Raw genomic sequence first — 15,432 nt, 5'->3', positions numbered from 1 at the left:
TCCCTGTCGGAGCATGCACCTGATGGCTCATTTTCTATTGCGCAAACTGCTGATGCTGCTGGCGACCCTGCTGTCGGTGTCGCTGATTGTGTTCCTGGCGCTGGAGCTGAATATCGAGGACGTAGCAATCAACGTCCTCGGCCCCTACTCCGCCGCCGACCAGCGCGCGGCGTGGCTGCTGGAACACGGCTACAACCAACCTTTCGCGTGGCGCTACCTGGTGTGGCTCAAGGCCTTCGTGAGCGGCGACTGGGGCACCTCGGTGTACTTCCGTGAACCGGTGCTTAAGCTGTTGCTGCCCAACCTGTGGCAAACCTTGACCCTGGCCGGCCTGGCCCTGCTGGTGATGGTTCCGGTAGCGCTGACCCTGGGCGTCCTCGCAGGGATTCGCCAGGGCTCGCCGGTCGACCGGCTGGTGTCGTTCCTGTCGATTGTCACCACCTCGATCCCGGATTTCGCCAGCGCGGTGTTCGTCTCGGCGATCTTTGTGTTCTGGCTCAACTGGCTGCCCGGTGTCAGCAGCATGAGCGACGGTTTCAGCGCGGTGGAACTGGTGCTGCCGCTGATGGTGCTGTGCCTGTTCGGCATCGGCTATCTGGCGCGTATCACTCGCGCCTCGATGGTCGAGGTGATGCAGGCGCCGTACATCCGTACCGCGCGACTCAAGGGCGCGTCCACCCCGCGCATCGTGTTGCGCCATGCGCTGCGCAACGTGCTGATCGCGCCGGTCACGGTGATCATGCTGTACATCCCGTGGTTGTTGTCGAACGTGATCGTGGTGGAGGTGTTTTTCGCCTACAAGGGCTTCGGCTCGCTGCTCTACACCGCGTCGCTGAACCACGATGTCTACCTGATCGAAGCCTGCGCGATGATCAGCGGCGTGGTGGTCGGTATCAGCAAGATCTTCTCGGACCTGGCCTACACCTGGCTCAACCCGCGCATCACCCTGCGCAGTCTCGGCGGAGGCCGCCAATGAACCTGCTCAACGCTTTTAAGCATCCCCTGGCCCTGCTCGGCTTGCTGCTGGTCGGCGGTTGGGTGCTGGTCGCCCTCTGCGCGCCATGGCTGGCGCCCCATGACCCACTGGAAAGCTTCACCCCGCTGCTCTCGCCGATGACCGCCGGGGAAGACGGCGCCCGCTTCTTGCTCGGCACCGACATGATCGGCCGCGACATCCTCTCGCGCCTGATCTGGGGCACGCGCACGGTGCTGTTCTGGTCGATCCTCGCCACCCTCACCGCCTTTGCCGTCGGCATCGCCATGGGCCTGTGCGCCGGTTACTTCAATGGCTGGGTCGACGCAGTGCTGTCCTACGTGGCCGACACCGTGCTGTCGTTCCCGGTGCTGGTGCTGTACATCGTGATCATCATCGCCCTCGGAGCGTCGGCGCTGAATATCCTGATTGCGGTGACCTTCACCAGCGCCCCGGCGATCTTCCGCATCATGCGTGCATTGACCATCGACCTACGCTCGCGCGACTACGTGCTCAGCGCCATCACCCAGGGTGAAGGCTCGCTGCGCATCATGCTGGTGGAGATCCTGCCCAACTGTGGCGGCCCGCTGATCGTCGATTTCTGCCTGCGTATCGGCTACACCGCGATCATGATCGGCGCCCTGGGTTTCCTCGGCCTCGGCCTGCCGCCGCCCACCCCGGACTGGGGCGGCATGATCAACGACGGCCGCGCCATGGCCATTTCCTTTCCGCATTTGGTGATCTTCCCGTGCATCGCCATCTCCACCCTGATGCTCGGCCTGAGCCTGCTCGCCGACGGGCTGGATGAACACGCGCAGCAAGGCGCAAGGAGTTGAACATGAGCCGCCATCAAACCGTGTTGCGGGTCGATAACCTCTCGGTCGAACTGCCAATCGGCGCCGACCGCAGCCACGCCGTGCAGGGCATCAGCCTGGAGGTGCGCAAGGGTGAAATCCTGTGTGTGATCGGCGAGTCCGGCTCGGGAAAATCCGTGCTGTCGGCGGCGATCATGGGCGATTACGCCAAAGGCCTGCGGCATGCCGGGGGCGTGATCGACTTTCTCGGCGAGAATATCTGCACCCTGGACGACGCCCGCCTGCGCGCCCTGCGTGGCAACCGCATCGCGATGATCTTCCAGGAACCCATGGCCGCGCTGAACCCGGCGATTCGCATTGGCAAGCAGGTCGAAGAAATCTTCGACATCCATGCCCCGCAGATGCCCGCCGCCGAGCGCCGTGAACGCATGCTCGCGCTGCTGGAATCCACCCAGCTGCCGAACCCGCCACGCATTGCCAACAGCTTTCCCCATCAGTTATCCGGCGGCCAATGCCAGCGGGTGGTGATCGCCATGGCGCTGGCGATGAACCCGGACTTGCTGATCGCCGACGAGCCCACCACGGCCCTCGACGTCACCACCCAGGCCCAGGTGCTGAAACTGGTGCGTGACCTGCGTGGACGCGGCCAGCACGGCATTCTGTTTATCACCCATGACTTTGGCGTGGTGGCGCAGATTGCCGACCGTATTGCGGTGATGGAAGGCGGCCGCCTGGTGGAAATCGGCGAGCGTGACCAGGTGCTGAACGCGCCGGGCCATGCCTACACCCGCAAACTCATTGCGGCAGTGCCGGCGCTGCACCCCGAACTGCATGTGCCGAGCGTCGACGGCGAAATGGCCTTGCGCATCGAGCACCTGACCAAGACCTACACCGTCGGCGGCCGCTCGGTGGCGGCGCTGCGCAATGTGTCGCTGAACCTGCCACGGGGCAAGACCCTGGCAATTGTCGGTGAGTCCGGCTCGGGCAAGAGCACGCTGGTCAAGGCGGCAATCCGCCTGGTGGACAGCGACAGCGGCCATGTGTGGGTTGGCGATACCGACTTCCTGGCCCTCAGCGGCGCCGCACTGGCGGCCAATCGGCGGCGGATCCAGATGATTTTCCAAGACCCGTATGGCTCGTTGAATCCACGCCACCGCGTCGGCGACATCATTGCCCGCGCGGCGCAATTGCGTGGGTTGTCGGCCAAGGACGCCTGGGCCGAGGCCGGCGACTTGCTCGAACAAGTCGGGCTCAAGCGCGACGCTCTGCAGCGCAAGCCCCGGCAGTTTTCCGGTGGCCAGCGCCAACGCATCGGTATTGCCCGCGCCCTGGCGATGCGCCCGCAAGTGCTGATTGCCGATGAGAGCGTCTCGGCGCTGGATGTGTCGGTGCAAAAACAGGTACTGGAATTGCTCGCCGAGCTGCAGCAGCAACTGAACCTGAGCATCCTGTTCATCACCCATGACCTGCGGGTGGCCGCGCAGATCAGCGACCACATCGCGGTCATGCGCCAAGGCGAAGTGGTGGAGTACGGCACCGCCGAGCAGGTACTGCTGCGTCCGCACAATGCCTACACCCAGGCACTGCTGGCGGCGGCGCCGGGTGCGTCCGACCTGCCCGCTGCCGGGCCGCCCTTGCGGCTGATCCGCCCCGCCGCGCACTGAGCCCAACCCTTTTCCCCGCGTCGCAGCGTTCGCTGCGGCAACGGGCTGCTGTTGCCCCAAAAAAACTAAAAACGAGAGTAAAACCATGCGACCAACGATGCGCTACTTCACCCTCATCCCCGTGCTCGGCGCCCTGGCGAGCCCGGCCATGGCCGTGCAGGTCACCGACAACCTCGACCTCGGCGGCGCCATCCGTGCGCGCTGGGACTACGACCCGGACCGCGATATCCAGAAGTTCGGCCTGGACACCGTATTCCTCAGCGCCAAGTACAACTCCGACAGCTGGATCGGCGAGGCGCAGTACCGTTTCTACGGGCGTTCGTACCCTTACCAGTACACCAAGAACTACGGCGATATCCAGTTCGCCAAGTTCGCCTGGGTCGGCTACAAGTTCAGCCCCGAGCAACAAGTGCAGGTGGGTTTGAACACGGTGCCATTCGGCTTGCAGCCCTACTTCGGCAGCACCTTCTACGAAACCCTGGGCAACGTGATCGGCCTGGAAGACGTGCAGCAGGTCGGCGCCAAGTACGTGCAGCAGACCGGCGACTGGAATATCCAGGCCGGCTATTACCTGCGCCCGGCCTGGCAAGGCAAGGGCACCAGCAAGGGCGTGACCTATTCCAGCGTGGTCTCCGGCGCCGACAGCTACGTGGCCGACGGCAGCGACAACCAGGAACGCAACACGGTGGTGCTGCGCGTGGCCAAGGCCCTGGACCTGGGCGACTGGAAGTCCGAAGTGGGCCTGTCGGGCCTGACCTCGACCCTGGAAAACAAAGACACCGGCAACGACGGCCGCCGCAACGCCGTGGCCATCCACTACCTGGGCAAAAACGGTCCGTGGGGCCTGCAATTGCAGGCGGCACGCCAACAGATGTCGCCGCGCAATGCCGGCACTGACGAAGTGGTGACCCTGGGCGGCTATGACGGCACCTTCAACGTCGCCAGTCGCGGCAACCTCTATGTGGCCGACTTGAGCTACGACGTGGGCGGCAAATACCTGTGGGATCAGGTCAGCGGTGTGAAGCTGTATGCCAACTACAGCGCCTTTGATAAATCTGCCGATGAGTTCAAGACGTCGCAGCGGGTGATCCTCGGCACGTCGTTCTCGTTCAGCAAATTGTGGATCGCCACCGAGTGGTTGATCGGCAAGAACGACCCGTACATTGGTGGCAGCAGCTATACCCAGAGCCTGGGGGCTGGGGGTAGCAACCAGTGGGAAAATCAGCTGTACATGAACATTGGGTATTACTTCTAACAGGCGTCTTTAGTTCTGGCGCTTTCGCGGGCAAGCCCGCTCCCACAGTTTGGATGCATTCCCCTGTGGGAGCGGGCTTGCCCGCGAAGAAGCCAGCACCAACACCCTAAAAATACAGTGTGGAACCCAAACCATGCGCCACCTCCCTGCCCTCACCATGCTGCGCGTCTTCGAAGAGGTCGCCCGCCACCGCAGCTTCAGCCAGGCCGCCGTGGGCCTCAACGTGACCCAGGGTGCGGTCAGCCGGCAGATCAAGCAACTGGAAGACTACCTCGGCGTTGCGCTCTTCATCCGCACCCCTCAAGGGCTGTCCCTCACCGAAGCCGGCTTCGCCCTCTCCCCGCACTTGAGCGACGCCTTCGACCACATCGAGCGCGCCCTGCAAGCCGTGCGCGTGCCCAACCTGCGCCAGCGCCTGCGCGTCGTCGCGCCGCCGACCTGGGCCACGCGCTGGTTATCCGCGCACTTGCGGCGTTTCTGCGAGCGTTACCCGGACATCAACCTCAGCGTCACCCACCAGGCGACCCACGACAGCCTCGCGGAAATCGACTGCCAGATCCGCTTCGGCCTGGCACCGGCGGCCCAGTGCCGCAGCGAACTGCTGGTGATGGAACGCCACATCGCCGTGGCCAGCCCGGAGTTGTTCACCGACGGCCAGCCGCCGGACCTGCGGCGCTCCCCGTTGCTGCACATCCTGCACGACGGCAAACGCTTGAAGGTCTGGGAGAACTGGTTGGCGGCCATGGGCCGGGAGGATATCGATGCCGACCAGGGCCTGGAATTCAGCACCCTTGACCAAGTGATCCATACCGCCCTGGCAGGCGGTGGCTTGGCGGTGATCGACCGGCAGATGATCGAACGGGAATTGGCCAACGGCAGCCTGTTGCCGATCACCCCCGTGGAGGTGATCGGCCCCTATGGCTATTGGCTGGATGTGGCGACGGACAAACAGGGTTTATCCAAGGTGCGGTTGTTTACGCAGTGGCTGGGCCAGGTCAGCAACCCCTGACACCGGGGGCGCCTCGGCCTTGCACGCCTGGCTCAAGGTCAACGCCTTGGTTTCCGGCGCCCAGGCCCAGGAAATGATCGCGCCAAATACCAGGATCGCCGCGAGAATGCCCATGGTCGGGCTCAAGCCGATCCCGGCCACACTCACCGGCAACAGGAAGGTGCTGATCGCCGAGCCCAGGCGACTGACCGCCGTGGCCAGGCCGATGCCACTGGCGCGCACTTCGGTGGGGAAGCTTTCTGCCGGGAATACCCCCACCAGATTGCTCACCGCCGACAGCACCAAGGTAAAGATGCCGAAGGTCAGCACCATCAACCACGCCAGGCTCCCCGGCAACACCGCCAACAGAAACAATGCCGCCGCAAGGATGATGAACGCGTTGATCAAGAAGCCCCGGCGCGAGAACTTCACCGTGCACCAGATACCAATCAGCGCACCGACAATCAGCAGCAGGTTAAGCAGCAACTCGGTGCCAAAGCCCTGGGACAGCCCCATCTTCTGCAGGATCGACGGCAGGAAGGTATAGATCGCGAAATACGGCATGACGATGCACACGAAGAACAAACAATTGAACGCGGTACGCTTGCGGTATTCACGGCTGAACAGCACGCCGTAGCCAGAACGGGCCTGGATCGACGGTTCTTCATCCAGCACCACGTGCTCGCCAAGGTGTTTCTTGACGATGGCGCGGGCCTCGGCGATGCGCCCACGGTTGACCAGCCAGCGCGGCGATTCCGGGGTGCCGATGCGCGCGATCAGGATCAAGCCGGCGGGTATTGCCGACGACGCCAGCATCCAGCGCCAGGCATCGTCGCCCAGGCTGAGCATGGCGGTGCCGACAAAGGTCGCGGCCACATAGCCGAAGGTCCAGATCACGCTGAACGAACCGAGCAGCACGCCGCGGTGTTTCTTCGGTGAAAACTCGGCCAGCATGGCGTGGCCGACGCTGAAGTCGCCACCCAGGCCAATGCCGATGAGGATGCGGCACAGCAGCAGGCCCATGGCCGTTTCGGCGTAGAACTGCATGACCGAGGCCACGGTGATCAGCACAAAGCTGACCAGGAAGATTTTTTGCCGGCCGAGGGTGTCAGAGATCCAGCCAAAAAACAGACTGCCCAGGAACAGGCCGATCAGGGCCGAGGCGCCGATCAGGCCTTGCCAGAAGGCATCGAGTTGCATCTGTGGGCTCAGCAGGGTGAAGGCGATACCGATCAGGCCGAGGATATAGCCGTCGGTGAAATGCGCGCCGAAGGTCAGGCCGGCGATTTTCAGGTGAAAACGGCCGATCGGCAGGTCGTCGATTTTGATCGATTGAGCAGTCATGGTGTTCTCCTATTGTTGTTCTTGACGGAGTAACGAAAAGCGAACTTTTGTAGCGAGCGGGATGTTGTGGTGAGCGGGCTTGCCCCGCGCTGGGCCGCGCAGCAGCCCCAAAACCTGCCAATGAAGCCTGGCTGGATGACTGAGTTGTCTGAATGAGGGCCGCTTCGCGCCCCAGCGCGGGGCAAGCCCGCTCACCACAGCAAAATCACAGCGGATTAGAGGCCGCCCATCAGCAGGTACTTGATCTCCAGGTAGTCATCCAACCCGTACTTGGAGCCTTCGCGGCCCAGGCCGGATTCCTTGATGCCGCCAAACGGCGCGACTTCGGTGGAGATGATCCCTTCGTTGATACCGACCATGCCGGCTTCCAGGCCTTCGGCCATGCGCCACACGCGGCCGATGTCGCGGCTGTAGAAGTAGGCGGACAAACCGAACGGCGTGTCATTGGCGCGTTGCAGCACGTCGGCTTCATCCTTGAACCGGAAGCACGCGGCCACCGGGCCAAAGGTTTCTTCCTGGGCGATGAGCATGTCGCCGTGGGCCTCGGTGAGGATGGTCGGTTCGAAGAAGGTGCCGCCCAACGCATGGCGACGGCCGCCGCACAGCAGCTTCGCGCCCTTCTCCAGGGCATCACCGACATGGGCTTCGACCTTGGCCAGGGCGGCGGCGTTGATCAGAGGGCCTTGCTCGGTGTCGCCGTCCAGGGCGCTGCCGACCCGCATGGCGCCCACTGCCTCTGCCAGTTTGCGGGTGAAGGCCTCGTACACGTCGTCCTGGATAAAGAAGCGGTTGACGCACACACAAGTCTGCCCGGTGTTGCGGAATTTGGAGGCCATGGCGCCTTTGACGGCGGCGTCGAGGTCGGCGTCGTCAAACACGATAAACGGCGCGTTGCCGCCCAGCTCCAGGGAGACCTTTTTCAGCGTGTCGGCCGCCTGGCGCATCAGCAGCTTGCCGGTGCGGGTGGAACCGGTGAACGACAGCTTGCGCACCACGCTGGAGGCTTGCAGCGCACCGCCAATCGCCACGGCGTCGCCGGAGACGATGTTGAAGACGCCGGCCGGAATTCCCGCCTGTTCGGCCAGCACCGCCAGGGCAAACGCCGACAAGGGCGTCTCTTCCGATGGCTTGAGGATCATCGTGCACCCCGCCGCCAACGCCGGGCCGACCTTGCGGGTGACCATGGCCAGGGGGAAGTTCCACGGTGTGATCGCCGCGACCACACCGATGGCTTCCTTGACCACGATGATGCGTGCATCCGCCTTGTGGCTCGGGATCACGTCACCATAGGCGCGCTTGGCTTCTTCGCCGAACCACTCCAGGAAGCTCGCGGCGTAGACCACTTCGCCCATGGCCTCGGCCAGCGGCTTGCCCTGTTCCAGGCTGAGCAGGTGCGCCAGGTCCTGCTGGTTGCTGAGCATCAGCTCGCTCCAGCGCTTGAGGCGCTGGCTGCGTTCCTTGGCGGTGAGCTTGCGCCAGGCCGGCAACGCGCGGTTGGCGGCGTCGATGGCCAGGTTGGTTTCTTCGGCGGTGGCGCGCTGTACCTCAGTAATCAGCGCGCCATTGGCCGGGTTAAGCACCGGGTAGGTCGGCCCACCGCTCGACCATTGGCCATCGATGTAGTTGCCATTGCGGATCAGCGGGTTCATGCCACGGCCTCGATCAGGTTGAAACGGTCCAGGCCCGGGCGGGCCGCACGCAGGATGCGCTTGCCGGCGGTGTAGTCGTTGATCACATCGCACGGGGTGTAGTTGCGTTCCAGTTCGTGCAGCTCCTCGGCATCCAGTTGGGTGTCGAGAGCTGCCAGGGCGCTGTCGAATTGTTCGGTGGTGTCGGCGCCGACCAGCATCACATCGACGCCTGGGTGGTTGGCGACCCAGGCCTGGGCGATCTGTGCGTTGGAGACGCCACGGGCGCGGGCCACGCGTTGCACCGAGTGGGCGATGTCGAACGAGGCCTGGTCGCTGTACATCTGCTGGGTGAAGAAGTCGGTCTGGTTGCGGGTCGATTGCACCTCGCCGGTGAGCAAGCCACGGGCCAGCGGGCTGAACACCGAGACGCCCAGGCCCTGGTCGCGGCAGAACGGGATCATCTCGCGCTCTTCTTCACGGTAGGCGCAATTCAGTTGCAGCTGCATATTGATCGGCTTGACCCATCCATTGCGCTCGCAGGCCATGAGGATTTTCGCCAACTGGCCGGTGAGCATGGTCGACACGCCGATGTAGCGCGCCTTGCCGGAACGCACGATGTCGTTCAATGCGCTCATGGTTTCTTCCACGGGGGTGTTCACGTCGAAGTAATGCAACATGAACACGTCGACGTAATCCATGCCCAGGCGGCTCAGGGACGCGTCGATGCTGTCCATGATGTGCTTGCGCGAATGCCCGCTGGCGTTGATACCGCTGCGGGTGCCGTAGCCGACCTTGGTGGTGACCACGATGTCGTCACGCCGCGCCACGCGCTTGAGGATGCGCCCTACCACTTCCTCGCCGACGCCGGCGGAATAGAAGTCGGCCAGGTCGATGAAGTTGACACCGTTGTCCAGCGCGTGGGCGACGATGGGCTCACTTTGCTTTTCGTCGAAGATCCACGGTTTCCAATCCGGGGTGCCCATGTTCATGGTGCCCAGGCACAGGCGCGAGACTTGCAGGCCGGAATTGCCCAAACGAACGTATTGCATGGGAATCTCCTCAGGCCTTGGGCGTGTAGAAAGGGTTGCTGATGTGGTTGACCACATCCGCCAGTTGCGCGGTGAACGGCGTGCCGGTCAGGGCGGCACGGATCGCGGTGCGGCAGGCGTTGTAGTTGTTCAGGTAGACGGCGTCGAGGTCATCGCAGGCGGGGTTGACCCAGTTGGCGGTGACAATGGCCCACTCGTCTTCGGCCTCGGCGGGCAAGGTGCCGTCGAGCAAGGCTTCAAGCACCGCCTTGGCGATGCCGGCCTGGGACGCGCCCCAGGTGGCGTTGCCGTGCAGGTCGCTGCTGATTGCGGCCTTGTTGACGTACAGGGTCATGGGCTTGACCGGGATGTTCGGCTGGGCAATCACCATGAACGGGCAGTGCCCCTGGCTGGGGGAAGCGAGGCTGCTGGCGAAGGCTTGGCCGGCCGGGCCGTTGCGTGGACCGATCAGGATGTTGATATGGGCCGCGTTGACGCCCGGGCCTTCGAAACCTTCGCCGATGTAGAGATCCAGTGTTTTCATTGCGCAAACGCTCTTTGTTGTTATGGGGAGCTGGTTGGCAAATTTTTAGCACTGGCGCTGAGGGCGGGCGTAACCATTAAAAGTCATGGGCTGTGAGTTTTGCTCATACCCCTGCGACATCGGCGGCGGTCTTGTGCGTTGACCATCGTAGTTACACACCATATAGTGTGCCCACAAACAGAACAGACCACTACATAGTGTGCAGAATCGATATTTACCGACCACACTACGCGCAGTATTTCAATGCCTAGTAGCCTGCAAATTGCATATTTTTGGACGGGTTCACACGCCGTCAGAACAGACCAGGAAGGAGTATTTCAATGCTGAGTTGGGATGAAGTCGACAACGAAGACACCGGTGCAGCGGTGATCAAGGGCGCCAACGCCGGCCACGCCAGTGAAGCCAACATGGACCGTCTCGACGGTGCCGGCGCCGCCGCTGCGCTGGAAGCCCGTAACGTGACCGCCAACGACTCCGCCGCGATCATCCGCGCCAAGGCCGCCCTCGACAAACTCGACGTCGCCGAAGGCCTCGCCGAGCTGGAAGGCTCCGCCGCCCGCGTCGCCGTTGACGAAAAGCGCATGATCAACTGCCGCGCCGACCTCAACCAACTCGTGCCCTTCAAGTACGACTGGGCCTGGCAGAAGTACCTCGACGGCTGCGCCAACCACTGGATGCCGCAGGAGGTCAACATGACCGCCGACATCGCGCTGTGGAAAAACCCTGAAGGCCTGACCGACGACGAACGTCGCATCGTCATGCGCAACCTCGGCTTCTTCTCCACCGCCGACTCCCTGGTGGCCAACAACCTCGTGCTGGCCGTGTACCGCCTGATCACCAACCCGGAGTGCCGCCAGTACATCCTGCGCCAGGCCTTCGAAGAAGCGATCCACACCCACGCCTACCAGTACTGCATCGAATCGTTGGCCATGGATGAAGGCGAGATCTTCAACATGTACCACGAGATTCCATCGGTCGCCAAAAAGGCCGCCTGGGGCCTGAAGTACACCCGTTCGATCTCCGATCCGAAGTTCGAAACCGGCACCGTCGAGACCGACAAAGAGCTGCTGCGCAACCTGGTCGCCTACTACTGCGTCCTGGAAGGCATCTTCTTCTATTGCGGCTTCACCCAGATCCTGTCCATGGGCCGTCGCAACAAAATGACCGGCGTCGCCGAGCAGTTCCAGTACATCCTGCGTGACGAGTCGATGCACTTGAACTTCGGTATCGACGTGATCAACCAGATCAAAATCGAAAACCCACACCTGTGGGATGCCGAGATGAAGGAAGAAGCGACCCAGATGATCCTGCAAGGGACTCAACTGGAGATCGAATACGCGCGCGACACCATGCCGCGCGGCGTGCTGGGGATGAACGCGGCGATGATGGAGGATTACCTCAAGTTCATCGCGAACCGTCGTCTGTCGCAGATTGGCTTGAAGGAAGAGTATCCGGGGACGACTAACCCGTTCCCGTGGATGAGCGAGATCATGGACTTGAAGAAAGAGAAAAACTTCTTCGAAACCCGTGTAATCGAATACCAGACTGGCGGCGCGCTGAGCTGGGATTAATCAACGACACAGACCTGACTGTGGGAGCGGGCTTGCTCGTGAAAGCGGTGTATCAGTTACCAGATTTATCAACTGACACTCTGCATTCGCGAGCAAGCCCGCTCCCACATTGGGTCTGCGGTGTTTTACAGACTTTGCAAATTGCCACTTATGCCCAATCAAACCATCAAAACCCCCTGCGTCGGCCTGTGCTCCACCGTTTACGGGGACCTGGTCTGCCGGGGTTGCAAGCGTTACCACCACGAAGTGATCCAGTGGAACGGCTACAACGCCGAGGAAAAACAGGCAGTGTGGCTGCGCCTGGAGCACTTGCTGGTGCAGGTGATGGCCAGCAAGCTGGAGGTGTTTGACGCGCACCTGCTGCGCCAGCAACTGGAAAATCGCAAGATCCGCTTTATGCCGCACCAGTCCCCGCATTGCTGGGCCTACCAGTTAATCGCACGGGGCGCGCGGGTGATCTCCAAGCTGGATGCGTATGGGCTGGCATTGCTGCCGGAGTTTCGTGAGCGCAGCCTGGCGGATTTGCGTGATGCGATTGACCGGGAGTTCTTCCTCTTGTCCGAAGCGCATTACGAACGGTACATCGCCCCCGGCTTCCTGAAGGAAGCGTTCGGGCCCGCCCTGATCGCCACTGTCTAAAAACACCACAAGCTCCATGTGGGAGCGGGCTTGCTCGCGAAATCAGTGAGCCCGTCAATACATCTGTTGCCTGAGCCACTGCATTCGCGAGCAAGCCCGCTCCCACACTTGGATGTGCGCCAGTCAGCGCGTCCAGGAGGCTTCGCGTTCTGCTTGCAGGCCATAGCGTTCGATCGCCTGTTGGCACACCTGCGGCGGCAGGCTGCCCTGCTCCACCAGCGCCGTCAGCGCTGCCAGCACCAGGTGATGGCGATCCACCTCGAAGAAATCCCGCAACGCCGCCCGCGTATCACTGCGGCCAAAACCATCGGTGCCCAGTACCGTGTAGCGCGAATCCAGGTACGAGCCGATCATCTGCGGCACTGCCCGCACATAGTCGGAAACCGCCACCACCGGCGCGCCGCTGGGCAGGCACTCATTCACATGACTAACCCGTGCGACCGCCTGCGGATGCAAGCGATTCCACCGCTCCACCTCCCGTGCGTCCCGTGCCAGTTCGCTGAAACTGGTGACACTGAACACCTCGCTCGCCACCTGCCAGTCCTCCGCCAGCAACTGCGCAGCTGCCTGGGCCTCACGCACCAGCGCGCCGGAACCCAGCAGGCGCACCTGGGCGTCGGCGGTGCCTTGCAGGCGGTACATGCCTTTGATGATCGCTGCTTCAACCCCGTCCGGCAGGCTGGGCTGCGGGTAGTTTTCGTTCATCAGGGTCACGTAGTAAAACTCGTCCACATCATGCTCCAACATCTGGCGCATGCCGTGGTCGAGGATCACCGCGAATTCCCCGGCGAACGCCGGGTCGTAGGCGCGGCAATTGGGCACGGTGGCGGCGGTGAGATGGCTGCTGCCGTCCTGATGCTGCAAGCCTTCGCCGCCCAGGGTGGTGCGCCCGGCGGTGGCGCCGAGCAGGAAGCCACGGGCGCGCTGGTCGGCGGCGGCCCAGATCAGGTCGCCTACGCGCTGGAAGCCAAACATCGAGTAATAGATGTAGAACGGCAACATGCGCAGGCCATGCACCGAGTAACTGGTGGCCGCCGCAACCCAGGAGCTGATGGCGCTGGCTTCGCTGATACCCTCCTCCAGGATCTGCCCGTCGGTGGCTTCGCGGTAGCTGAGGATCGAGCCGATGTCTTCCGGCTCGTAGCGCTGGCCGACACTGGAATAAATGCCGATCTGCTTGAACAGGTTGGCCATGCCAAAGGTGCGCGCTTCATCGGCGACGATGGGCACGATGCGCGGGCCCAGGGCTTTGTCCTTGAGCAGGTTGGTGAGCATGCGCACAAAGGCCATGGTGGTGGACATTTCCTTGCCGTCGGCGGCGATGGCAAAACCGGCGTAGCCCGACACCGCCGGCACACTCACAGGCGCGGCGACCGGGCTGCGGCTGGGCACATAGCCGCCCAACGCCTGGCGCCGCTGGTGCAGGTAGCGTAATTCCAGGCTGTCTGGCGCGGGTTTGAAGAAGCTCAGGGATCCGGTCTGTTCATCGCTCAGCGGCAACTGGAAGCGATTGCGGAAGGCGATCAACGCGTCGCGGTCGAGTTTCTTCTGCTGGTGGGTGGTCATCTTGCCCTGCCCGGCTTCGCCCATGCCGAAACCCTTTTTGGTCTGGGCCAGGATCACCGTGGGCTTGCCCTTGACCCGACGCGCCGCGTGATAGGCCGCGTGGATCTTGACCATGTCGTGGCCGCCACGCTTGAGGCGGTCGATCTGCTCATCGCTCATGCCCTCAACCAGCCGGGCCAGCGATTCACTCTGGCCGAAGAAGTGCTGGCGGTTGTAGGCGCCGTCCTTGGCGGCGAAGGTCTGGAATTGGCCGTCGACGGTGTTGGACAACGTCTCGGCCAGCACGCCGTCCGTGTCCTTGGCCAGCAAGGCGTCCCAGTCCGAGCCCCAGACCAGCTTGATCACGTTCCAGCCCGCGCCGGCAAACAAGGCTTCCAGTTCATCGATGATGCGCCCGTTGCCACGCACCGGGCCGTCAAGGCGTTGCAGGTTGCAGTTGACCACCCAAGTGAGGTTGTCCAGGCCTTCGCGGGCGGCCAGGGTCAGGGCTGACATGCTTTCCGGTTCGTCCATCTCGCCGTCGCCGAATACGCCCCAGACGTGGCGGTCGGTGGTGTCCTGCAAGCCGCGATGCTGCAGGTAGCGCATGAAGCGCGCCTGGAAAATCGAACTGATCGGACCAATGCCCATGGACCCGGTGGGGAACTGCCAGAAGTCCGGCATCAGCCATGGGTGCGGGTAGCTCGACAGGCCACGTGCGCCGACGGCCGGCCCACCGATCTCCTGGCGGTAGTGGGCTAGGTCGTTTTCGCTCAAGCGCCCCTCAAGGAACGCACGGGCATAAATGCCGGGGGCGGAATGCGGCTGGTAGAACACCAGGTCGCCGCCAAACCCATCGTGTCGGGCACGAAAAAAGTGGTTGAAGCCCACTTCGAACAAATCCGCCGCGCTGGCATAACTGGCGATATGCCCACCGAGTTCACCGTAGGCCTGGTTGGCGCGCACCACCATGGCCAGCGCATTCCAGCGTACCAGCGAGGCCAGGCGCTCTTCGGTGGCGAGGTCGCCGGGGAACGCCGGTTGCTGCTCCACGCTGATGCTATTGATGTACGGCGTGCCGTGGCGCGGTTTCCAGTCGATGGGCGCAGCGCTGGCGTCTTCGGCCAGCAGGTCGAGGATCTGTCGCGCCCGCGCCGGGCCGGCATTGGCGACCAGCGATGCCAGGGCGTCGCGCCATTCATCCAGTTCTTGCTGATCAGTCACTGCACGTGTGAAACCGTTCATGGGCACCTCCGGGCTTTTTTTCCAGTTTATGTCGGTGCCTGAGGATTTTTTGCCTGTTATCCGGCGCTAGAAGCTGAATTTTGAGCATGAATCACTGCCATTCGGCCTTTTCCCAGCACGTTGTGCTCAAGCACCCGTTCCTCTCGCAATTGTGTTTAAAATGCCGCCCGCTCAATGACTGACGTTTAAC

The 15,432-nt window shown here is 62.8% G+C and carries 12 protein-coding genes; 7 read left to right on the top strand and 5 right to left on the bottom strand.

Going from position 1 to position 15,432, the window contains the following annotated elements; all coding sequences use genetic code 11:
• The first annotated feature begins 22 nt into the window (after positions 1-22).
• The 5 genes from KHP07_RS18270 to KHP07_RS18250 all read left to right on the top strand — a co-directional run bounded on the left by KHP07_RS18270 (position 23) and on the right by KHP07_RS18250 (position 5,716).
• Complete coding sequence (locus KHP07_RS18270) at positions 23-976, top strand: ABC transporter permease (protein ID WP_214497685.1); 954 nt, start codon at positions 23-25, stop codon at positions 974-976.
• Positions 973-1,809: an ABC transporter permease gene (locus KHP07_RS18265; RefSeq protein ID WP_078048214.1), complete on the top strand. Its 837-nt coding sequence runs from the start codon at positions 973-975 to the stop codon at positions 1,807-1,809. Before KHP07_RS18270 ends, KHP07_RS18265 begins: the two co-directional genes overlap by 4 nt.
• A 2-nt stretch (positions 1,810-1,811) precedes the next feature.
• On the top strand, positions 1,812-3,452 hold the full coding sequence (locus KHP07_RS18260; protein WP_214497684.1) for a dipeptide ABC transporter ATP-binding protein: 1,641 nt from the start codon (positions 1,812-1,814) through the stop codon (positions 3,450-3,452).
• A gap of 85 nt (positions 3,453-3,537) precedes the next feature.
• Positions 3,538-4,707: a hypothetical protein gene (locus KHP07_RS18255; protein WP_214497683.1), complete on the top strand. Its 1,170-nt coding sequence runs from the start codon at positions 3,538-3,540 to the stop codon at positions 4,705-4,707.
• A gap of 133 nt (positions 4,708-4,840) precedes the next feature.
• Entirely contained in the window at positions 4,841-5,716 is an 876-nt protein-coding gene (locus tag KHP07_RS18250; protein WP_214497682.1) for a LysR substrate-binding domain-containing protein, read from the top strand.
• On the opposite strand, the gene KHP07_RS18245 is transcribed toward KHP07_RS18250, so the two are convergent.
• The 4 genes from KHP07_RS18245 to fae all read right to left on the bottom strand — a co-directional run bounded on the left by KHP07_RS18245 (position 5,663) and on the right by fae (position 10,242).
• Complete coding sequence (locus KHP07_RS18245) at positions 5,663-7,039, bottom strand: MFS transporter (RefSeq protein WP_214497681.1); 1,377 nt, start codon at positions 7,037-7,039, stop codon at positions 5,663-5,665. The genes KHP07_RS18250 and KHP07_RS18245 overlap by 54 nt on opposite strands.
• A gap of 215 nt (positions 7,040-7,254) precedes the next feature.
• Entirely contained in the window at positions 7,255-8,688 is a 1,434-nt protein-coding gene (locus KHP07_RS18240) for an NAD-dependent succinate-semialdehyde dehydrogenase (RefSeq protein ID WP_214497680.1), read from the bottom strand.
• A complete protein-coding gene (locus KHP07_RS18235) occupies positions 8,685-9,719 on the bottom strand; it encodes an aldo/keto reductase (RefSeq protein ID WP_078048208.1) in 1,035 nt (344 codons plus the stop codon). The genes KHP07_RS18240 and KHP07_RS18235 overlap by 4 nt, the downstream gene beginning before the upstream one ends.
• 10 nt (positions 9,720-9,729) lie before the next feature.
• Positions 9,730-10,242, bottom strand: coding sequence for a formaldehyde-activating enzyme (gene fae / locus KHP07_RS18230; RefSeq protein ID WP_214497679.1), 513 nt, complete (start codon positions 10,240-10,242; stop codon positions 9,730-9,732).
• Between the two features lie 320 nt (positions 10,243-10,562).
• Between fae and KHP07_RS18225 the strand changes: the two genes are divergently transcribed.
• Together KHP07_RS18225 and KHP07_RS18220 are read left to right on the top strand one after the other, a co-directional pair.
• Positions 10,563-11,813, top strand: coding sequence for a ribonucleotide-diphosphate reductase subunit beta (locus KHP07_RS18225; protein WP_005788524.1), 1,251 nt, complete (start codon positions 10,563-10,565; stop codon positions 11,811-11,813).
• 150 nt (positions 11,814-11,963) lie between these two features.
• Positions 11,964-12,452, top strand: a complete 489-nt coding sequence (locus KHP07_RS18220) for a DUF1289 domain-containing protein (RefSeq protein WP_214497678.1) — start codon at positions 11,964-11,966, stop codon at positions 12,450-12,452.
• A 123-nt stretch (positions 12,453-12,575) separates the two neighbouring features.
• Here KHP07_RS18220 and mdeB read toward each other — a convergent pair whose 3' ends face one another.
• Positions 12,576-15,242, bottom strand: coding sequence for an alpha-ketoglutarate dehydrogenase (gene mdeB / locus KHP07_RS18215; protein WP_214497677.1), 2,667 nt, complete (start codon positions 15,240-15,242; stop codon positions 12,576-12,578).
• Between the last annotated feature and the right edge of the window lie 190 nt (positions 15,243-15,432).

This window comes from Pseudomonas sp. VS40, from assembly GCF_018587885.1.
Lineage (GTDB): Bacteria > Pseudomonadota > Gammaproteobacteria > Pseudomonadales > Pseudomonadaceae > Aquipseudomonas > Aquipseudomonas pergaminensis.
This window is presented reverse-complemented; position numbering and strand designations above follow the sequence as displayed.